This window comes from Tepidimonas ignava, assembly GCF_004342625.1.
In the GTDB taxonomy this organism is placed as follows: domain Bacteria; phylum Pseudomonadota; class Gammaproteobacteria; order Burkholderiales; family Burkholderiaceae_C; genus Tepidimonas; species Tepidimonas ignava.
This window is the reverse complement of sequence record NZ_SMAH01000009.1, coordinates 17,478-37,725: the sequence shown is the minus strand read 5'-3', so window position 1 is coordinate 37,725 and position 20,248 is coordinate 17,478. Positions and strand designations below refer to the sequence as shown.

Below are 20,248 nucleotides of genomic sequence, written 5' to 3'. Positions count from 1 at the left end.
CCCCATCAGCGCAGCTTCAGCGTTGACAACCCCACCAGGCACAGCAGCATGGTGATGATCCAAAAACGCACCACCACCTGCGTTTCGCGCCAGCCCGATTTTTCGAAGTGGTGGTGCAGCGGCGCCATCTTGAACAGACGGCGGCCCTCGCCGTAGCGGCGGCGGGTGTACTTGAAATAGGCCACCTGCGCCATCACCGACAGCGCCTCGGCCACGAAGATGCCGCCCATGATGGCCAGCACGATCTCCTGGCGCACGATGACGGCGATGGTGCCCAGCGCCCCACCCAGCGCCAGCGCCCCCACGTCACCCATGAACACCTGGGCTGGGTACGCGTTGAACCACAAAAACGCCAGCCCCGCCCCGCCCATCGCGGCGCAGAAGATCAGCACCTCCCCGGTGCCGGGGATGTAGGGCAGCAGCAGGTAGCGCGCAAACACCGCGTTGCCGGTGACGTAGGCGAACACCCCCAACACCGCGCCCACCATCACCACCGGCATGATGGCCAGGCCGTCGAGCCCGTCGGTGAGGTTGACGGCGTTGCTGCTGCCCACGATGACCAGGTAGGTCAGGATGACAAACCCCGCCACCCCCAGCGGGTAGCTCACCTCTTTGAAAAACGGCACCATCAGGCCGGCTTGCTGGGGCAGCTCCACCGTAAAGCCGGATTGCACCCAGGCCACGAAGAGCTGCCACACGCGCGCGTTGGAACCCTCCGAAATCGCAAACACCAGGTACAGCGCCGCCAGCAGCCCGATGGCCGACTGCCAGGCGTACTTTTCGCGCGAGCGCATGCCTTCGGGGTCTTTGCGCACGACCTTGCGCCAGTCGTCCACCCAACCGATGGCGCCCATGCCCAGCGTCACCGCCAGCACCACCCACACGAAGCGGTTGCTCCAGTCGAACCACAGCAACGTCGAGGCGGTGATGGCAAACAGGATCAACACCCCGCCCATCGTGGGGGTGCCGCTTTTGCTCAGGTGCGCCTGCACGCCGTAGCTGCGGATGGGCTGGCCGATTTTGAGCTCGGTCAGGCGCCGGATGAACCACGGGCCGGCCGCCAACCCGAGCAGCAGCGCCGTCATCGCCGCCATCACGGCCCGAAACGTCAGGTACTGAAAGACGCGCAAAAAGCCCCACTCGGGCATCAGGCGCCACAGCCACTCGGCCAACTCAGGCAGCATCGCGCCCCCCTTGTACGGTGTCGGTGGCCAGGGCCTGCAAGGCCTGCACCACCCGTTCCATGCGCATGAAGCGCGATCCCTTGACCAGCACGCTGCCGCCGTGCTGCAGCGCGTCGGGCAGCGCGGCCAGCAGCGCCTCGACGCTGTCGAAGTGGCGCAGCCCGCCCGAGGCGTCGGTCAGCGCCGCCGCGGCCTGCCCCATCCAGGTGCCGCAGGTCCACACGCGCTCAATGCCCAGCGCGCGGGCATGGCGCAGCACCTCGTCGTGGAACGCCAACGCCTGCGCACCCACCTCGCCCATGTCGCCCAGCACCAACCAGCGCGGCGCGGGCAGCTCGGCCAGCATGTCGATGGCGGCGCGCACCGAGTCGGGGTTGGCGTTGTAGCTGTCGTCCACCACGGTCCAGCGCTGGCCGGCCAGCGTCCACGCGTGGGTGCGGCAGCGGCCCGCCACCGGCTGAAACGCCGCCAGCCCTGCGCCGACCTGGTCCAACCCCACCCCGGCGGCCAGCGCGCAGGCGGCCGCGGCCTGCGCGTTGCGCACGTGGTGGCGGCCGGCGATGGCCAGCCGCGTGGACACCGTGCCCAGCGGTGTGTGCAGGCGCAGCGCCCACGCGTCGCCGTCCCAGCGCGCCTCGGCGTGCACATCCGCCCCCGGCGCCCCAAAGGTCAGCACCCGCCGCGCCCCCGCCAGCGTGCGCCACAGCGGGGTGTAGGCGTCGTCGTGCGGCAGCACGGCCACGCCGTCCGGCCCCAGCGCGGCCAGCACGCTGCCGTTTTCGCGCGCCACGGCCTCGACGCTGGCCATGAACTCCTGGTGCTCGCGCTGGGCGTTGTTGACCAGCGCGACGGTCGGGCGCGCCCACGCCGCCAGTTGCGCGATTTCGCCCGGGTGGTTCATGCCCAGCTCGACCACGGCCAAGCGGTGCGCGGGCCGCAGCCGCAGCAGCGTCAGCGGCACCCCGATGTCGTTGTTGAGGTTGCCGGCGGTGGCCAGGGCGGCCTCCCCGGCGGCGGCGCGCAGGATGGCGGCGGTCATCTGCGTCACCGTGGTTTTGCCGTTGCTGCCGGTCACCGCGATCAGCGGCCCGGCGTACACCTGGGCGCGCCAGGCCGCGGCCAGGGCGCCCAGCGCGGCGCGGCTGTCGGGCACCTCCACCCCGCACAACCCGGCCGCGGCCAGCCCGCGCTCGGCCAGCGCCCCCACGGCGCCGGCGGCCGCCGCGTGCGGCAAGAAGTCGTGCGCATCGAAGCGCTGGCCACGCAGCGCCACAAACAGGTCGCCCGCGCGCAGCGTGCGGGTGTCGCTGTGCACACGCTGCGGCGCCAGCGCCGCCACGTCGCCCACGGCGCGCGCGCCGGGCAGCGCGGCCAGCAACGCACCCAGCCCCACCATGGGGGTGTCGGCGATGGTGCTGCTCATGCCTGCTCCTCCCAGCGCCGCTGCAGGGCCGAGCGCGCCTGCTGCACGTCGCAAAACGGGTGGCGCACGCCGGCGATGTCCTGGTACTGCTCATGCCCCTTGCCGGCCAGCAGCACGACGTCGTGCGCGTCGGCCTGCTGCACGGTCCAGGCGATGGCGGCGGCGCGGTCCGGCTCCAGCACCGCGCGCGCGGGGTTGATGAGGCCTTGCACCATCTGCGCGATGATCTGGTGCGGATCCTCGCTGCGCGGGTTGTCGCTGGTGAAGACGACGCGGTCGGCCCAGGCCTCGGCCGCGGCGGCCATGCGCGGCCGCTTGCTCGGGTCGCGGTCGCCCCCGCAGCCCAGCACACACCACAGGCGCCCCCCGCGCGCCTGCGCCAGCGGCCGCAGCGCTTGCAGGGCTTTTTCGACGGCGTCGGGTGTGTGCGCGTAGTCGATGACCACCTGCGGCAGCGCGGAGTCGGTCGGGGCGTCGGGCCAGGCTGGCTGCATGCGGCCAGGCACGGCGGTCAGCCGTGGCGCCGCGGCGGCCAGCGCCTGCCACGTCACCCCCTGCGCCCGCAGCGCCGCCCCCACCGCCAACAGGTTGGCCACGTTGTGCGCGCCCACCACCGGCAGCGCCAACGTCGCGGCAGGCTGGCCGTGCTCCACCACCGTGAAGCGCATGCCTTGCGGCGTCCACTGCACCTCGTGCGCCGCCAACCGGGGGGCGTGCGTGAGATCCAACCCGTAGGTCCACAGGTCCAGCGCCCCAGCTTGCACCCGCGGCGCCAGCTCCGCGGCCAGGCGTTGCCCGTAGGAGTCGTCCACGCACACCACCGCCACGCGCACGCCCGGCCAGTCGAACAGGCGGCGCTTGGCCTGCCAGTACGCCTCCATCGTGCCGTGGTAGTCGAGGTGGTCCTGCGTCAGGTTGGTGAAGATGGCGGTGTGCACGTGGCTACCGTCCAGCCGCCCTTCTTCGACGCCGATCGACGAGGCTTCCAGCGCCACCAGCGACACGCCCTCGGCCGCGAAGCGCTGCAGCGCGCCTTGCAGGGTCACGGGGTCGGGGGTGGTCAAGCCGGTGGGCTGCAAACCCTGCCCGGGTCGGCCCACCCCCAACGTGCCGATCAGACCCGCCTCCACCCCGGCAGCGGCGGCCCACTGCGCGCACCACCAGGCGGTGGAGGTCTTGCCGTTGGTGCCGGTGATGGCCAGCAGCGCCAGGCGTTGGCTCGGGTGCTGCCACCAGGCGCTGGCCAGCGGGCCCGCCAGGGCGCGCAGCCCCGCCAGCGCCGCCACCGGGGCCTGCGCGGGCCAGGGGGCGGTTGGCTGCGCCTGCCACCAGGCGTCCAACCCCTCGGTGTCCACAAGCGCCGCGCGCGCCCCGCCGGCCAGCGCCGCGGCCACGTAGGCGCGCGCGTCGGTGGCCGCCCCCGGCCAGGCCAGGAAGGCGTCGCCCGGCTGCAGCCGGCGGCTGTCGGCGCACAGGCCCTGCGCGCCGTGGCCTCGCAGCCACGCCAGTGCCGCGTCCAGATCATCGAGCCGCTGCACGGGCGCGCTCATACCGGCTCCTCCGCGATGGCGTTGGCGATGATTTGCGGCTGCACGCGCACGTCCGGCGCCACACCCAGCAGCCGCAGGGTCTGCTGCGCCACGTCGGCGAACACCGGCGCGGCCACGGCGCCACCGTAAATGACCCCGTTGGAAGGCTCATCCACCATCACGGCGATGACCACGCGGGGCGACTCCACCGGCGCCAGCCCCACAAAAAACGCCCGGTACTTGCGCGCCGCGTAGCCGCGGCCCTCCTGCTTGCGCGCGGTGCCCGTTTTGCCGCCCACCGAGTAGCCCACGGTTTGCGCCTGCTGCGCGGTGCCGCCGGGGCTGGTCACCATGTGCAGCATCTGGCGCACGGCCAACGCGTTGCGCTCGCTGTACACGCGCACGCCTTGGGCCGGCTCGTCGCGCCGCAGCAACGTCAGCGGCAGCAGCTCGCCGTCGCGCGCAAACACGGTGTACGCCTGCGCCAGTTGCACCAGCGACACCGACAGGCCGTAGCCGTAGGCCATCGTGGCTTGCTCGATGGGGCGCCAGCCCTGGTAGGCGCGCAGCCGGCCGCTGGTGGCGCCGGGGAACGGCAGTTGCGGCTTGTGTCCCAGCCCCAGGCGCACGTAGGTCTCCCACATGTCGCGCGGGGTGAGCTGCATGGCGAGTTTGACCGTGCCGACGTTGCTGGACTTTTGGATGATCTCGGCCACCGTCAGCACGCCGTAGGGGTGCACGTCCGAGATCGTGAAGCCCCCCATTTGCAGCCGCCCCGGCGCGGTCTGCACCGGCGTGTCGGGGCGCACCAGGCCCTTGTCCAACGCCAGCGCGGCGATGAAGGGCTTCATCGTCGAGCCGGGCTCGAAGCTGTCGGTCAGCGCGCGGTTGCGCAGCTGCTCGCCGCTGAGGTTGCGCCGGTTGTTGGGGTCGTAGCTGGGGTAGTTGGCCAGCGCCAGCACCTCGCCGGTGCGCGCGTCCAGCACCACCGCGCTGCCGCCGCGGGCGTTGTGCTGCTGCACGGCTTCTTTGAGGCGCTGGAAGGCAAAGTACTGCACCCGCGCGTCGATCGACAGTTGCAGGTCGCGCCCGTCCTGCGGCGGCACGATGTCGCGCACGTCCTCGACGATGCGCCCAAGGCGATCCTTGATGACGCGGCGCGAGCCGGGCTTGCCCAGCAGTTCACGCTCGAACGCCAGCTCCACCCCCTCCTGGCCACGGTCTTCGACGTTGGTGAAGCCCACCACGTGCGCCAGCGCCTCGCCCTGTGGGTATTGGCGCTTGTACTCCTTGCGCAGGTACACCCCGGGGATGCCCAGCGCCTTGACGCGCTGCGCCAGCGGCTCGTCGAGCTGGCGACGCAACCACACGAAGTTGCGCTGATCCACCTGCAAACGGCGGCGCAGCTCGGGCAGCGGCAGGCCCAGCAGGCGCGCCAGTTCGCCCAGCTTGGGGTGGTCGAGGTCCACGTCCTCAGGGTCGGCCCAGACGCTTTGCGCTTCGACGCTTTGCGCCAGGATCATGCCGTTGCGGTCCAGGATGCGCCCGCGGCTGGCGGGCAGCTCCAGCGTGCGCGCGTAGCGCACCTCACCCTGGCGCTGGAAAAAGTCGCTGCCGATGACCTGCACGTACGCCGCGCGGGCGGCCAGCCCGACGAAGGCCAGCGCCAGCACCGCCACCACGAAACGGCTGCGCCACACCGGCGTGGCGCTGGTCAGCAGCGGGCTGCTGCCGTAGGGGATGCTGCGCGGCGCGCGTGCGTTCATGGCGCCCCCCCGACGCCGGCGTCGGCCGGCAGCGCCACGTACTCGGTGATGCCGGGGTGGGCCGGATGCATTTGCAGGCGCTGGCGCGCCAACTGTTGCACGCGCGCGGGCGCTGCCAGGGCGCGCTGCTCGACCACCAGCCGCTCGTGGTCGGCCTGCAACCGCGCCCCTTCGGCACGGGCGCGCTCCAGCGCCACGTACAGCCGGCGCGACTGGTGCTGCAACTCCACCAGGTGAAAGCTGCTGACCAGCAGCGCCACCAACAGCAACAGGTTCAGGCGCGTCATGCCCGCCGCCCTCCTGCCGCCGGCCGCGGCGCCGCCGTGCGGGTGGCGCTGCGCATCACGGCGCTGCGCGCGCGCGGGTTGTCCTGCACCTCGGCGGCCGACGGCATCACGCGCCGCACCTCGGCCAGCAGCGGCGCGGCGGGCTCGACCATCGGCGCGCGCCGGTCAACCTCGGGGCGGCTGTGGCGCTGCATGAAGCGCTTGACCATGCGGTCTTCCAGCGAGTGAAAGCTGATCACCACCAGCCGACCGCCGGCACGCAGCACGCTCAGGCTGGCGTCGAGCGCTTGTTGCAGCTCCTCAAGCTCGGCGTTGATGTGAATCCGAATAGCCTGAAATGTGCGCGTTGCAGGGTCCTTGCCCGGCTCGCGGGTTTTGACCGCACCAGCCACGATTTCGGCCAGCTCGGCGGTGGTTCGAACAGGCCCCCGTTCCTGTCGGCGACGATCAATCGCCTTTGCAATCGGTGCAGCAAACCGCTCTTCGCCGTATTCACGAATCACCTCCGTCATCTCGGCCACCGAGGCCGTGGCCAGCCACTGGGCGGCGCTGAGGCCGCGCGTGGGGTCCATGCGCATGTCCAGCGGCCCGTCGTGGCGGAAGGAAAACCCCCGCGCCGCATCGTCCAGCTGCGGCGAGCTCACACCCAAATCCAGCAACACCCCGTCCACGCTGGCCGCGGGCAGTGTGGCCAGCCCCGCGAACCCCTCGTGGCGCACCGTCACGCGCGCATCCGCCGCGGCCAGCGCCTGCGCCACCGCGATCGCCTCGGGGTCTTTGTCGAACACCGTCAGCCGCCCGCGCGGCGACAGCCGCTGCAGGATGGCGCGGCTGTGCCCACCGCGGCCAAAGGTGCCGTCGATGTAGTGACCGTCCGGTTGGATCTGAAGGGCCTGGACCGCTTCGTTCAACAGGACGGTGCGATGGAGGGGCTGCATCGTCACCGTCGCCTCCGTCAGAACGAAAAGTCCTTGAAGGCGTCGGGCATCTCGCCGCGCATGGCCTCGGCCTCCTGCGCGGCGTAGGTCGCGGCATCCCACAGCTCGAAGTGGTTGCCCATGCCCAGCAGCATCGCCTCTTTGGTGATGCCGGCGGCGTTGCGCAGCTCGGGCGCGATCAGCACCCGCCCCTGCGCGTCCATCTCGACATCCTGGGCGTTGCCCAGAAAGATGCGCTTCCACCACTGCGCCGACATCGGCAGCTGCGCGATGCGCTGGCGAAACGCCTCCCACTCCGGGCGAGGAAAGATCATCAGGCAGCCGTGCGGGTGCTTGGTGATCGTCAGCTGCCCGGCGGCGGTGGCCAGCAGCACGTCGCGATGCCGGGTCGGCACCGACAGCCGACCCTTGGCATCGACAACGAGGGATGACGCACCTTGAAACACGGCTCAGACCCGCACTGGGCTCCACTTTGCACCACTTTTTTGCACTTCCTCCCACTGTAGCACCAAATGGGCCGCCGCGACAAGCCCAAACAACGATTTTTCACCCTGAAATCAACGACTTAGGGCCGATTTGCAGCGCAAACCGGCCCTCCAAAACCGTCCAATCATCAAGCACTTACAAGCGGCATGCAACACACCGCTTGAAGTTCTGGCGCGCTCGCTTACAGGATGAAGCGCGACAGATCCTCGTTGCGCGCCAGCTCGCCCAGGCGGGCGTCCACGTAGGCGGCGTCGATGGTCACGGTCTGGCCGCTCAGACGCGCGGCGTCGAAGCTGACCTCATCGAGCAGGTGCTCCATCACGGTGGCCAGGCGACGCGCGCCGATGTTTTCGGTGCGCTCGTTGACCTCCCACGCCACCGCGGCGATGCGGCGGATGCCGTCGTCGGTGAAGGTGAGCGTCACCCCCTCGGTGGCCAGCAACGCCTGGTACTGGCGCACCAAGCTGGCGTGGGTCTGGGTCAGGATGGCCTCGAAGTCCTGCACCGACAGCGGCTGCAGCTCCACCCGAATCGGAAAACGCCCTTGCAGCTCCGGGATCAGGTCGCTGGGCTTGCTCAGGTGGAACGCCCCGCTGGCGATGAACAGGATGTGGTCGGTCTTGACCGGCCCGTATTTGGTCGACACCGTTGTGCCCTCCACCAGCGGCAGCAGGTCGCGCTGCACGCCCTGGCGCGACACGTCGGCGCCGCCGACCTCGTGGCGCGTCGCCACTTTGTCGATTTCGTCGATGAAGACGATGCCGTTTTGCTCCAGGTTGTGGATGGCCTCGGCGCGCACCTCGTCTTCGTTGAGCAGCTTGGCGGCTTCCTCCTCGACGAGCAGGCGGCGCGCTTCGGCGATGCGCAGCTTGCGCAGCTTGCGCCGCCCCAGGTTCAACTGCCCAAACAGGCCCTTGAGCTGCTCGGCCATCTCCTCCATGCCCGCGGGGGTCATCACCTCCAGCTGCGGCTGCGGCGCGGCCAGCTCCAGCTCGACCTCCTTGTCGTCGAGCTGGCCCTCGCGCAGCTTTTTGCGAAACACCTGCCGCGCGTGCGAATCGCGGTCAACATCGCCGTCGCGTGGCGGCGGCAGCAGCGCGTCGAGGATGCGGTCCTCGGCCGCGTCCTCGGCGCGCGTGCGCACCCGCGCCATCGCCGCCTCGCGCGTTTGCTTCACGGCCACATCCGCCAAGTCACGGATGATGCTGTCGACGTCCTTGCCGACGTAGCCGACTTCGGTGAATTTGGTCGCCTCGACCTTGATGAAGGGCGCGTTGGCCAGCTTGGCCAGACGACGCGCGATCTCGGTCTTGCCCACACCGGTGGGCCCGATCATCAGGATGTTTTTGGGCGTGATCTCGGGGCGCAGCTTGGCGTCGACCTGCTGGCGGCGCCAGCGGTTGCGCAGCGCGATGGCCACCGCCCGCTTGGCCGCGTGCTGGCCGATGATGTGCGCGTCGAGCTCGGAGACGATTTCCTGCGGGGTCATGGCCGCGCTCATGCGAGCACCTCCACGGTGTGGTTGTGGTTGGTGTAAATGCACAGGTCACCGGCGATGCGCAGCGCCTCGCGCACCACGGCTTCGGCACTCAGCGCCGTGTGGTCCAGCAGCGCCTTGGCCGCCGCCTGCGCGTACGCCCCGCCGGATCCGATGGCGACAATCCCGTGCTCAGGCTCCAGCACGTCGCCGTTGCCGGTGATCACCAAGCTCGTGCTGCGGTCGGCCACCGCCAGCATCGCCTCCAGCCGGCGCAGCACACGGTCGGTGCGCCAGTCCTTGGTCAGCTCCACCGCCGCGCGCACCAGGTGGCCCTGGTGCTTGTCCAGCTTGGCCTCGAAGCGCTCGAACAACGTGAAGGCATCCGCGGTGGCGCCGGCAAAGCCCGCCAGCACCTGGTCGCGGTACAGGCGGCGCACCTTGCGCGCGCTGGCCTTGACAACGATGTGGCCCAGCGTCACCTGGCCGTCGCCGCCCATGGCCACCTGCTGGCGGCTGGGGTCGCTCGGGTCGGGGCGGCGCACGCAAACGATCGTGGTGCCGTGAAACACGGCGCGGGTGGTGTCGTGGTCTTGCATGGCCGCTATTGTCGCAGCCGCACCTCGGCCACCTGGTCGATGCCCACCGTGTGCAGCAGCAAGCCGACCAGCGGCGCCACACCATGCCACTCGGTGCGCACGCCCCGCGCGCGCGCCGCCAGCAGCCATTGCAGCAACGCGCCCGCGGCGGCAAAGTCCAGCCGCCGCAGCCCTTGCGCGTCGATGTGCAGCAGCGGCACGGTGTCGCCGGCGGCCGCCTCGTGCCGCAACAGGGCGTCGTCCAGCCGCGCCAGCACCGGCCCCACGTCGCCGCACAGCACGCCGTCCAGCGTCACGCTCGCAGGCGCAGCGGGCGCGGCCGCCGCAGGCTGGGAGGGCGCCCAATCCGCCAGCGCCGTGGCCACGGCCGGAAAATCGTGCTCATCGGCAGCCTCCACCGGCACCGGCTCGACCGCAGCCGGTGCCGCCGCCAGCGCCGGCTCGGGCAGCGCCTGCACCTCCACCACCAGGGCGCGCGGCGGCTGCCACGATGGCAGCACCAACCCTGCGGTGGCGTACGCATCCAGCGCCACTAGGTCGTACGAGGCACGCCGATCCAGCAGCCGCAGCGCCGCCAGCCGCAGCCGCCACCACAGCGGCTCCACGTCCGCGCGGCCCGAGGGCGTGGCCTCCTTGAGCCGGCGCAGCAGCACGCCGGTGCCGGCCATCGTCAGCACGCGCGCCTCATCGGCCCAGCGCTGCCAGCGCTCCAGCAGCGCGGCCGCCGCTTCGGCGTCGATGGTTTCAAGCGCGCACCAGTCCAGCCCGTCGGGCTCGCCCTGCGTCGTCCACATCTGCAGCTCGGCGACACCCAGGTGCGCCGGGCAGCGCCACACCCGCCGCGGCCCCGGCGTGGCCGCCGTCGCGGCGACCTGCACCGGCCACGGCAGCACGGGCTGGCCGCAGCGCTGGGCCCATTGCGCGGCCCAGGCCTCGTAGCCCTCCCGGTCGCTCAGCGCCCACAGCAGGTCCAGCTTCAGCCGCCCCGCCACGCAGGCCAACAGCGCGTCATCGCTGCGCTGCTGCATGGCGTGCAGCCCGCGCTGCACCACCTCGAAGCGCCCGTTGGCAAACGCCACCGCCAGCTCGGTCAGCGCCGGGTGCCCCAGCCAGGCCTGCATCGCCATGGCGCCGCGCGGGTCGGGGTGCACGATGTCGATGGCCAGCCGCGGTGCCGCGGCCGCACCTGGCCCGCCCTGGCGGGCCTCGGGCACGGCGGGCGCGGGGGTGGGTACGGCGTCGTTCGGCGCCACGGCCGGCCCAGCCCAGTGCTGCGCCATGTGCGCTTCGATGCGGGCGATTTGCTCCATCGTGCCGCTGCGCGGCGTGGCGGGCAGCGGCCAGGCGCTGGGCTGCGCGGTGTCGCCGCGTGGCGGTGCGGGGACCGCGGGCGCCGCCTCACCGCGCTGCCGGCGCAGCAACGCCCGCAGCTCCTGCAGTTCGGCGCGGCGCACCTCGTCGTGACGGCGGCGGCGCTGCAGGGCCGCTTGCAGCGCGGCACGCTCCTGCTGCAAACCACGCACCTGGCGCGCGCTGTCGCGCCAGCGCCGCCACCAGCGCGTCAACACCGCCCAACCGCGTGGTGGGGCGTCAGCACCGGCAACCTTCGGTTCCATGCCCACCCGGGGGCCGCGCGGCGTGGACCGTCAGTCCCCAAACAGTTTTTGCTTGAGCTCGCGGCGCTGCTGCGCCTCGATCGACAGGCTGGCCGTGGGGCGCGCCAACAGACGGCCCACCCCGATGGGCTCGCCGGTTTCTTCGCAGTAGCCGTACTCGCCGCTGTCGATGCGGGCCAACGCCTGCTCGATCTTTTTGAGCAGCTTGCGCTCGCGGTCACGCGTGCGCAGCTCCAGCGCATGCTCCTCTTCGATCGTGGCCCGGTCGGCCGGGTCGGGCACCACCACGGTGTCCTCGCGCAGGTGCTCGGTGGTCTCGCCGGCGTTGAGCAGGATGTCGTGCTTGAGCTGCTGCAGCTTGCGGCGGAAGTACGCCAGCTGCACGTCGTTCATGTACTCCTCGTCCGGCATGGCCAGGATGTCGGCGTCGGTGAGCTGCTCGACGGGAAGCTTTTTCCAGTTGTCGGCGCGCTTGGGGTCCTTGACCAAAACAGAGGCAGACGGGGCGATGGTGGCGGTCATGGCAGGTTGAGCGGTGTAACTGGCCTTGGCGGCACGCGGATCGTGCGTGGGGGCCACGGCCTCGGTGGTTTGGGCATGCATCGCGGCTTGCTGCGCGCGCCGGGTGGCGGCCGCCGAGGGCTTGCGCGCGGCGCGGGGCGGCGCGGCCGGTTCGGTCGCCGCGGCTGCGGCGGCCGGCTGGGCGGCCTTGGAGGACGACTTGCGTTGGCTCACCACGATGCATCTCCTCTGCTGGGGCCGGGCTGGTCATTGAAAGGCCGCCGGCGGCCTCCCTGCCGCCAAACGCCCGCCCGGCTCGAATGGGCGCCGATTGTAAGCGCAGCGGCGCGCCGTGCGCGCAAGCGTCACACCAGCGACTGCTGCAGCCCCTGCTCCAGGATGTCGCGCGGCAGGTCGATGCCGATGAACACCATCTTGCTCTCGCGCTTTTCGCCCGGCTTCCACACCGGCCCCAGGTCGCTGCCCATCAACTGGTGCACCCCCTGGAAAATGACCTTGCGGTCGGTGCCGGCCATGTGCAGCACGCCCTTGTAGCGCAACAGCTTGGGCCCCCAGACCTGCACCACCGCGCCCAAAAAATCCTCCAGCTTGCGCGGGTCGAACGCGCGTTCGCTCTTCCACACGAAGCTTTTGACGTCGTCGTCGTGGTGGTGGTGCTTGGCGTGGCCGTGGTGGTGATGGTGGCCGTGACCATGGTCGTGCTCGCAGTGGCCATGGTCATGGTCGCAGTGGCTGTGGTCGTGCTCGTCGGCGCGCAAAAAATCCGGGTCGATGTCCAGCTTGGCGTTGAGGTTGAAGCCGCGCAGGTCCAGCACCTTGCTCAGCGGCACGTGGCCGAAGTGCACCGTCTCGATAGGGGCGCGCGGGTTCATGGGCTTGAGGCGGTGCACCAGCGCGTCCAGCTCCTCGGACGACACCAAATCGGCTTTGCTGATGAAGATCTGGTCGGCAAAACCCACCTGGCGGCGCGCTTCCTGCCGCTGGTCCAGCTGCTGCTGGGCGTGCTTGGCGTCCACCAGCGTGATGATCGAGTCCAGCAGGTAGGTCTCGGCCACCTCGTCGTCCATGAAGAACGTTTGCGCCACCGGCCCGGGGTCGGCCAGGCCGGTGGTCTCGATGATCACGCGGTCGAACGCCAGCAGCCCCTTGCGCCGCTTGGCCGCCAGCAGCGCCAGCGTGCTGCGCAGGTCCTCGCGGATCGTGCAGCACACACAGCCGTTGCTCATCTGCACGATCTGCTCCTCGGTGTCCGCCACCAGGATGTCGTTGTCGATGTTCTCCGCACCGAACTCGTTTTCGATGACGGCGATGCGCTGCCCATGGGCTTCGGTGAGCACGCGCTTGAGCAGCGTGGTTTTGCCCGAGCCCAAAAAGCCGGTCAGGATGGTCGCAGGAATAAGTGCCATGCCACCAGTGTAGGGCATGCGTCAAGCGCGCGCACGCCGCTACAGCGCGGTGTCGTATTCGATGGTCAACGGCGCGTGGTCTGAAAACCGCTGCGCCTTGTACACCTCGGCACGGCGCGCCAGCGCCGCCAGCGCGGGCGTGGCTAGGTGGTAGTCGATGCGCCAGCCCACGTTCTTGGCCCACGCTTGGCCACGGTTGCTCCACCAGGTGTAACCCTCGCCCTCGGCGTCGGGGTGCAGGCGGCGGTACACATCCACCCAGCGGCCATCGCCCAGCAGGCGCGTCATCCAGGCGCGCTCCTCAGGCAAAAAGCCGCTGTTGTTCTGGTTGCCGCGCCAGTTTTTCAAGTCCTTCTCGGTGTGGGCGATGTTGACGTCACCACACACCAACGCTTCGCCGCGCGCCGCCAGCTGCGCCAACACGGGTTCGATCTGGTCCAAAAAACGGTACTTGGCAGCCTGACGCTCGTCGCCCGACGAGCCGCTGGGGAAGTACACGCTGACCACGCTCAGCTTGCGCTGCGGCGTGTCGAAGCGCAGCTCCAGGTAGCGCCCCTCGTCGTCGAACTCCGGCACCCCGATGCCCACCACCACGTCGCTGGGCTCGTGCCGGGTGTAGATGCCCACGCCCGAGTAGCCTTTTTTGGCAGCGCAGTGAAAATACCCCCGCAGATCCCCCAAAACCTCGAAGCGGCCGGCCAAGTCGGGCGGCTGAGCCTTGAGCTCCTGCACACACAACACGTCCGGCGCTGCCGCCACGGCCCATGCCGGCAGTCCCTTGCTCACCGCGGAGCGGATGCCGTTGAGGTTGAGAGAGGTCACACGCAACATGGGGCGCGATGGTAGCGCACAGGCCGGACGTTAAACTGCCCCCTGCGCGCCACCCCAAGCCGGCGACCCCGCGCCCCCACCCACCCGAGCGATGCCCATGAGACAACCCCTGCGCCCACCCCCCTCGGGCCCGGTGGCAACATCGCCCCTGCACCGCAGCGTATGGGTTTTGGGGCTGGTGTCACTGCTGATGGACTTGTCCTCCGAGATGATCCACAGCCTGCTGCCTGTCTTCATGGTCACCACCTTGGGTGCCACAGCGCTGACGTTGGGGTTGATCGAAGGCATCGCACAAAGCACAGCCGCGCTGGCCAAAGTGTTTTCGGGGGCGATTTCGGACTGGGTCGGCCGCCGCAAGCCGCTGGTGTTGCTGGGCTACGGCCTGGCTGCGCTGAGCAAACCGCTGTTTGCGCTGGCCGGCGGGCCTGGGGCGGTGCTGGCGGCGCGCTTTTTGGACCGTGTCGGCAAGGGCATTCGAGGCACACCACGCGACGCGTTGATCGCGGACCTCACCCCCGCCACCCAGCGCGGCGCGGCGTACGGTTTGCGCCAGGCGCTGGACACGTTGGGGGCGGTGGCAGGGCCACTGGCCGCCTTGGCCCTGATGACGCTGACGCAGGGCAACGTGCGCCTGGTCTTTTGGGTGGCGGCGGTACCCGCCGCGCTGTGCGTGCTGTTGATCGTGCTCGGTGTGCGGGAGCCGCGCACGCCGCGCCCTGCCGTGCGACCGCGCTGGCCGCTGCGCGCCGAGCGACTGCGGGCGCTGCCGCCCGGGCTGACGTGGGTGGTCGTGTTCGGCGCTGCGCTGACCCTGGCGCGCTTTTCCGAAGCCTTTGTGCTGTTGCGCGCCGAAAGTGTGGGCATCAGCGCCACGTGGGTGCCGGCGGTGCTGATCGTGATGAACATCGTGTACGCAGCCAGCGCCTACCCTTTGGGCCGATGGTCCGATCGGGGCGGGGAGCGCACGCTGTTGGCCTTGGGCTGCGGGTTGCTGGTGGCCGCCGACCTCGTGTTGGCATGGGCGACGGGTCCCGCAGCGGTGGGCGTGGGCGCGGCCCTGTGGGGCCTGCACCTCGGCGCCACCCAGGGTTTGTTGTCGAAGTGGGTGGCTGCCGCCGCGCCCGAGGGGTTGCGCGGCACGGCGTTTGGGGTGTTCAACCTGGCCAGTGGCGTGGCCCTGCTGATCGCCAGCGCCCTGGCGGGCGCGCTGTGGTCGTGGGTCGGGCCAGCCATGACCTTCTACGCGGGCGCCGCCCTCGCCGCGCTGGCGATGGGGGGTTTGCTGGCGCAGCGCCACGGTTCGCCCACGGCGGGATCCACCACCGACTGCCAACGTCGGGGCAATGGGGGCGGTTAGGGAAGGCCGGCAATCCTCCCCGTTCCTTGGGGCCAGAGACCAAGGCATCGACGCGAAGGCCGACCCGGCAGGCCGGTACCGTACGTTGCTGCAGGCTCTGGCAACGCTGCCGGCCTGACCCGCAGACCATGCATCTGCATGCGTAAGTTCAGAAACCTTTGGCACGCCTTCGAACAGGAGGACGTGCCATGCGAGTCCAGCACATCGGCTACCGGATCAGGGGGTTCTACCGGGTAGCGGCTTTGGGGCATCTTTGGGACATGACACCGAAAGATGCCCAACAACGACTCAACATCCTGCACTTTTGGGACAAACACGAGCTGGCTGCGACCATGGACGCCTTCGGCGTGTCGCGCCGCACGCTGTTTCGTTGGAGGGCGCTGCTTCGCGCTGCAGGGGGCAACCCCGCAGTCCTGGCCGCCAAGTCCTGCACCCCCAAGCGAGCGCGCACCTCCAAGATCGACCCCAGGCTTGTGGCCGAAATACGCCGCCTGCGAGGGCTGCACCCCAACCTGGGCAAGGACAAGCTGCGCGTGCTGCTGGCACCGTGGTGCGCACAACACGCCATCGCCTTGCCTTCAAGCTCCACCATCGGTCGCATCATGGCCCGCGCGCCCGACAAGATGCGCCATGCGCCAGCCCGCATCGACCGGCTGGGCCGCCCCAAACCACTGCGCCGCCCCACCAAGACCCGCAAGCCCAAGGGCCTGCAGGCCGCCCCCATGACCCTGTGGGCCGCAGACACCATCGAGCGCGTCCGCGATCGCCTCGCCGCTCCATCCTCCCCCTCATTGACCCCGTCTCGGCCATCGCCTTTGCCGTGGCCCTGCCCAGCAAAGGCGCCCGCCACACGGCCGCTGCTGCCCAAGCCCTCATCGAGGGCCTGGGCACCAACCCTGGCCACACGCTGATGTTCCTCTGCGACAACGGCTCCGAGTTCAAGGGCGCCTTCGACCAAACCCTGCAGCGCCTGGGACTGACCCACTTCTGGACCTACCCCAAATCCCCCAAGATGAACGCCCACGCCGAGCGCTTCAACCGTACCCTGCAAGAGTCCTTCGTGGACTACCACGAAGACTTGCTCTACACCGACTTGACCCTGTTCAACCAGAAACTCGCCGATTGGCTCGTCTTCTACAACACCCAGCGCCCCCACCATCGACTCGGCCAGCGACCACCCCAAACACCCCTCCTCCAACACCACCCCGAGCGCCAAAGGTACTGGACGCATACAACCTCTTGCCGAGATGACTGCACTTGTATAGACTGACTTCACTGATGAAACACGCTAAGGGTGACGTCATGGCTGTTCTGACCGTTCGCAATCTGCCCGACGAGGTGCACCGCGCCTTGCGCCTGCGTGCCGCCCAGCACGGGCGCAGCACCGAGGCGGAGGTACGCGCCTTGCTGGAAGAAGCCGTCAAGCCACAGGGGCGGCTGAAACTGGGGTCTCTGCTGGCCGACGTCGGCCGCAAGGCAAAGCTCACTGACGAGGAAGTCGCACTGATCAATCAGCGCGATCCATCGCTTCCCCGCCCGGTGAACTTCGAATGATCCTGCTCGACACCAATGTGATCTCCGAGCCGCTGCGCGCCGCGCCAGAGCCTCGCGTGGTCGCCTGGCTCGACGCGCAGCCGGTGGAAACACTGTTTTTGTCGGTCGTGACGGTCGCTGAGCTACGCCTGGGCGTCGCGCGACTACCCCATGGTCGTCGCCGCAACGGCTTGATCGACCAACTGGAGCGGCAGGTGCTGCCGGTGTTTGCCGGACGAGTCCTGAATTTCGATCTGCCGGCCAGCCAGCGCTATGCCGAGGCGATGGCCAAGGCACAAGCGGCCGGTCTGGGCGTCGGCGTGGCCGATGGTTTCATCGCGGCCATCGCGCTCGCCCATGGCATGGCCGTGGCAACCCGCGACACCGCCCCGTTCAAGGCGATGGGCGTGACGGTCATCGACCCCTGGGCACAGACGCAAGCATGACCCGCAACCAGAACCAGCATCCCGACCGATCGCAAGAAGCGCCGGGTGGCATCGCAGGCGAATCAGCCTCCCGATCGGCCCGATGCCATGCGGTTCTCGGTACACGATCAGCTGCGTATCGCGCAGGCGCTGTCACCGTCGCCCGAGCCCAACGCGGCGCTGCAACGCGCCTTCGAGCGCCGTCGCGCGCTGACGCCATCGGCTTCCTGACCCTTACAGTCTTCTCAACTCCCGCTCGATCACCCGCGCCAGCCCCGGCAAGGCCCGTTGCACCCCGGCGGCAAGGTTCAAGCGGCGCTTCAGATCCACCCGCCGCACCAGCACGGCGATCGGAACCTCCTGGCCGCGCTTGATCTGCTTGGCCCCGGTACGACCACGCTCGGCGCGCTTGAAGCGGGCCAGTGGCGCGGCGTTTTCCCGGATGTTCTCGGCCATCAGCAGCACGCGGCCGTTCTTCTCGACGAAGAAGGCATTGCCCGAGCGCATCAGGCCGTCGATGACCGCCTTGAAGCGTTTGGGGCCGATGCGACCGGGCAGCAGAGGGATCAGCAGGTTGCCGCGCACCGTGCCGCCTTGGGCGTGGATGCCCAGCCAGGGAATCCGGCTGCCCACCCACAGCGCGGGCAGTTCGTCGGCCTTTTTGTCGAACACCTTGATGCCCATCGAGGCGATGAAGCTCGCGCGCTTATGGAAACGCTGATCAAATGACCCTTCGACGCAGGCGCACCCACAAAGCAGCGTTTTTGACATCACTCCAAAGGGGGTGGTGGCTCCTCAACAGCCCCCTGCGGAGGCTTCAAGCAGCTTCATGCCCCCCTGGGGCGGTCTTTGGGCCCGCCAACAGGCCCATCAGGACGCACCAAGGGTGTGTGTGCCCAACAACCATCGCTTGGCCAGCAACAAGTTGGCCAGGGCCAACAGCGTGTACAGCTGCGCCGTGTTGGCCGCCAGCCCACGGTAGCGCACCTTCTTCAAGCCAAAGATGTTTTTGATGATGTAAAAGACATGCTCGCCCTTGGCGCGGATGTGCGCTTTGGTGCGCTCCAAGGCATCAAGTACCGAGCCCAGCAACGTGCCCTTGTCCAGCGCCTTGCGCTTGGAGGGCATCATGGCCACGTGCCAGTTGACAGCGGGGTGCTGGGCTTGCACTTCGGCACGCTTGTCCACCCCTCGGTAGCCAGCGTCGGCAAAGACGTCCGACTCCTGCCCATGCAGCAGCGCGTGCGCCTGGGTCACATCACTGACGTTGGCCGGCGTGGTCACCACGCTGTGCACCAGACCCGTCTCAGCATCCACCCCGACGTGCACCTTCATGCCAAAGTGCCACGGGTTGCCCTTGCGTGTTGGGTGCATCTCAGGATCACGCTGACCCGTGCGGTTTTTGGTGGAGCTGGGCGCCGCCATGAGCGTGGCGTCCACCACCGTGCCCGCTCGCAGCAACACCCCACGCTGGCTCAGCTGCTCGTTGATGAGCGCCAAGATGCGCTGCGTGAGCCCGTGCTGCTGCAGCAAGTGTCGAAACTTCAGCAACGTCGTGGCATCGGGCACCGCCTGTTGCCCCAAATCAACACCCACAAAGTTGCGCACCGCCACGCTGTCGTAGACCGCATCCTCCATGCCCTCATCCGACAGCCCCAGACACTGCTGCGCGATGTACATGCGCAGCATGCGCTCACACCCCACCGGGCGACGGCCTCGCTTGCCGTCCTTGGGGTACACCGGCTCTATCAACTGCAGCAGCGCTTGCCAGGGCACCAGCTGCTCGATCTGCGCCCAAACGCACTCGCGCCGAGTCACTCTCTTCTTGGCCGCGTATTCCAGGGCGCAACGCTGAGCTGCTTCATAAGGCCCCTCGTTGCCACGATGTTATCACTTGCATCACATCGAGGGCTTTGGTGTCCCGCTTGGGGAATGAATCAGTGTCCCCTTAGCGCTACACACGCGATGCCCCCAATCCGCGAGAGGTCGCGAGATACGGAAATAAAAACGCCCAACCGATCGTGGTTGGGCGTGGAACGCTGGTGGCCAAGGGCGGAATCGAACCACCGACACACGGATTTTCAGTCCGTTGCTCTACCAACTGAGCTACTTGGCCGAAAGAAGCTGTATTGTAACACGGCCGGCCGCCGCTCCCGGGGGCGGGCGACGGTCAGGCCATGCGTTTGGCGCGCGACAGGTCCACCCCGAGCTGCTTGAGCTTGCGGTACAGGTGGGTGCGCTCCAGGCCGCTTTTTTCGGCCACGCGCGTCATCGAGCCCTGTTCCTTGGCCAGGTGGAACTCGAAGTAGGCTTTTTCGAACGCGTCGCGCGCTTCGCGCAGCGGGGCGTCCAGCTCCAGCGTCACGGTGCCTTTGCCCGGCAGCGCCAGCTCGATGGTGCCATGGGCCACCGTGGCCGCGTTGTCGCTGGCGGCGGCGCCGTTGACCGCGCCGTTGGGTTTGGACTCGGGCTTCGGGGCCAGCGGCACCACACGCAACGGGGTGCGCGTCAGCGCCTTGTCGACCGCCTGCAGCAGCTTTTGCAGTGTGATGGGTTTTTCCAGAAACGCCGTGGCCCCGATACGGGTCGCTTCCACCGCGGTGTCGATGGTGGCGTGTCCGCTCATCATGATGACGGGCATGGTCAGCAGCCCCGTGGCGGCCCATTCCTTGAGCAGCGTAACGCCGTCGGTGTCGGGCATCCAAATGTCCAGCAGCACCAGGTCCGGTCGGTAGCGTTGACGCTGCTGGCGCGCCTGCGCGGCGTTTTCGGCCAATTCGACGCTGTGGCCTTCGTCGTTGAGGATTTCGAACAACAGCTCGCGGATGCCGAGCTCGTCGTCCACGACCAGTATGTTTGCCATCGTCTC

Annotated in this window: 20 protein-coding genes, 1 tRNA gene and 1 pseudogene; 5 read left to right on the top strand and 17 right to left on the bottom strand. The window is 69.2% G+C overall.

Annotation, left to right across the window (positions count from 1 at the left end):
• Positions 1-5: 5 nt before the first annotated feature.
• From mraY to EDC36_RS07990, 13 genes are all read right to left on the bottom strand, one after another.
• A complete protein-coding gene (gene mraY / locus EDC36_RS08050) occupies positions 6-1,184 on the bottom strand; it encodes a phospho-N-acetylmuramoyl-pentapeptide-transferase (RefSeq protein WP_132962745.1) in 1,179 nt (392 codons plus the stop codon).
• Complete coding sequence (locus EDC36_RS08045) at positions 1,174-2,607, bottom strand: UDP-N-acetylmuramoyl-tripeptide--D-alanyl-D-alanine ligase (RefSeq protein ID WP_132962744.1); 1,434 nt, start codon at positions 2,605-2,607, stop codon at positions 1,174-1,176. The genes mraY and EDC36_RS08045 overlap by 11 nt, the downstream gene beginning before the upstream one ends.
• A complete protein-coding gene (locus EDC36_RS08040; protein WP_132962743.1) occupies positions 2,604-4,157 on the bottom strand; it encodes a UDP-N-acetylmuramoyl-L-alanyl-D-glutamate--2,6-diaminopimelate ligase in 1,554 nt (517 codons plus the stop codon). The genes EDC36_RS08045 and EDC36_RS08040 overlap by 4 nt, the downstream gene beginning before the upstream one ends.
• Positions 4,154-5,902 (bottom strand): peptidoglycan D,D-transpeptidase FtsI family protein, encoded by a 1,749-nt coding sequence (locus EDC36_RS08035; protein ID WP_132962742.1) that lies wholly within the window; start codon positions 5,900-5,902, stop codon positions 4,154-4,156. Before EDC36_RS08035 ends, EDC36_RS08040 begins: the two co-directional genes overlap by 4 nt.
• The gene (ftsL, locus tag EDC36_RS08030; RefSeq protein WP_132962741.1) at positions 5,899-6,189 is read right to left on the bottom strand and encodes a cell division protein FtsL; all 291 of its coding nucleotides are present in this window, start codon (positions 6,187-6,189) and stop codon (positions 5,899-5,901) included. Before ftsL ends, EDC36_RS08035 begins: the two co-directional genes overlap by 4 nt.
• The gene (gene rsmH / locus EDC36_RS08025) at positions 6,186-7,127 is read right to left on the bottom strand and encodes a 16S rRNA (cytosine(1402)-N(4))-methyltransferase RsmH (protein WP_132962740.1); all 942 of its coding nucleotides are present in this window, start codon (positions 7,125-7,127) and stop codon (positions 6,186-6,188) included. The genes ftsL and rsmH overlap by 4 nt, the downstream gene beginning before the upstream one ends.
• Before the next feature lie 17 nt (positions 7,128-7,144).
• Positions 7,145-7,573, bottom strand: a complete 429-nt coding sequence (gene mraZ, locus EDC36_RS08020) for a division/cell wall cluster transcriptional repressor MraZ (protein ID WP_132962739.1) — start codon at positions 7,571-7,573, stop codon at positions 7,145-7,147.
• 221 nt (positions 7,574-7,794) lie between these two features.
• Positions 7,795-9,114, bottom strand: coding sequence for an ATP-dependent protease ATPase subunit HslU (gene hslU, locus EDC36_RS08015; protein ID WP_185971211.1), 1,320 nt, complete (start codon positions 9,112-9,114; stop codon positions 7,795-7,797).
• Complete coding sequence (gene hslV / locus EDC36_RS08010; RefSeq protein WP_132962738.1) at positions 9,111-9,689, bottom strand: ATP-dependent protease subunit HslV; 579 nt, start codon at positions 9,687-9,689, stop codon at positions 9,111-9,113. Before hslV ends, hslU begins: the two co-directional genes overlap by 4 nt.
• Before the next feature lie 5 nt (positions 9,690-9,694).
• Entirely contained in the window at positions 9,695-11,257 is a 1,563-nt protein-coding gene (locus tag EDC36_RS08005; RefSeq protein ID WP_132962737.1) for an STAS domain-containing protein, read from the bottom strand.
• Between the two features lie 78 nt (positions 11,258-11,335).
• On the bottom strand, positions 11,336-12,040 hold the full coding sequence (gene dksA, locus EDC36_RS08000) for an RNA polymerase-binding protein DksA (RefSeq protein ID WP_243646527.1): 705 nt from the start codon (positions 12,038-12,040) through the stop codon (positions 11,336-11,338).
• Between the two features lie 131 nt (positions 12,041-12,171).
• Positions 12,172-13,233 (bottom strand): CobW family GTP-binding protein, encoded by a 1,062-nt coding sequence (locus tag EDC36_RS07995; RefSeq protein WP_132962735.1) that lies wholly within the window; start codon positions 13,231-13,233, stop codon positions 12,172-12,174.
• A gap of 39 nt (positions 13,234-13,272) precedes the next feature.
• Positions 13,273-14,064, bottom strand: coding sequence for an exodeoxyribonuclease III (locus EDC36_RS07990; RefSeq protein WP_132962734.1), 792 nt, complete (start codon positions 14,062-14,064; stop codon positions 13,273-13,275).
• A 91-nt stretch (positions 14,065-14,155) separates the two neighbouring features.
• On the opposite strand from EDC36_RS07990, the gene EDC36_RS07985 reads away from it, so the two are divergent.
• The 5 genes from EDC36_RS07985 (at position 14,156) to EDC36_RS07970 (ending at position 17,400) form a co-directional block, all read left to right on the top strand.
• A complete protein-coding gene (locus EDC36_RS07985) occupies positions 14,156-15,421 on the top strand; it encodes an MFS transporter (RefSeq protein WP_333709310.1) in 1,266 nt (421 codons plus the stop codon).
• A 260-nt stretch (positions 15,422-15,681) separates the two neighbouring features.
• Positions 15,682-16,332 (top strand): helix-turn-helix domain-containing protein, encoded by a 651-nt coding sequence (locus EDC36_RS13260; RefSeq protein WP_207895065.1) that lies wholly within the window; start codon positions 15,682-15,684, stop codon positions 16,330-16,332.
• Complete coding sequence (locus EDC36_RS13255; RefSeq protein ID WP_207895066.1) at positions 16,332-16,691, top strand: integrase core domain-containing protein; 360 nt, start codon at positions 16,332-16,334, stop codon at positions 16,689-16,691. Before EDC36_RS13260 ends, EDC36_RS13255 begins: the two co-directional genes overlap by 1 nt.
• A gap of 32 nt (positions 16,692-16,723) precedes the next feature.
• On the top strand, positions 16,724-16,975 hold the full coding sequence (locus EDC36_RS07975; RefSeq protein WP_132962732.1) for a FitA-like ribbon-helix-helix domain-containing protein: 252 nt from the start codon (positions 16,724-16,726) through the stop codon (positions 16,973-16,975).
• Positions 16,972-17,400 (top strand): type II toxin-antitoxin system VapC family toxin, encoded by a 429-nt coding sequence (locus EDC36_RS07970; protein ID WP_132962731.1) that lies wholly within the window; start codon positions 16,972-16,974, stop codon positions 17,398-17,400. The genes EDC36_RS07975 and EDC36_RS07970 overlap by 4 nt, the downstream gene beginning before the upstream one ends.
• A gap of 213 nt (positions 17,401-17,613) precedes the next feature.
• Here EDC36_RS07970 and EDC36_RS07965 read toward each other — a convergent pair.
• The 4 genes and pseudogenes from EDC36_RS07965 to EDC36_RS07950 all read right to left on the bottom strand — a co-directional run.
• Positions 17,614-18,087, bottom strand: a pseudogene (locus tag EDC36_RS07965) (DUF6441 family protein); the annotation flags it as partial.
• 162 nt (positions 18,088-18,249) lie between these two features.
• On the bottom strand, positions 18,250-19,221 hold the full coding sequence (locus EDC36_RS07960) for an IS5 family transposase (RefSeq protein ID WP_132962730.1): 972 nt from the start codon (positions 19,219-19,221) through the stop codon (positions 18,250-18,252).
• Between the two features lie 198 nt (positions 19,222-19,419).
• A tRNA-Phe gene (locus tag EDC36_RS07955) sits at positions 19,420-19,495 on the bottom strand.
• Between the two features lie 54 nt (positions 19,496-19,549).
• Positions 19,550-20,242, bottom strand: coding sequence for a response regulator (locus EDC36_RS07950; protein ID WP_132962729.1), 693 nt, complete (start codon positions 20,240-20,242; stop codon positions 19,550-19,552).
• Positions 20,243-20,248: the final 6 nt, after the last annotated feature.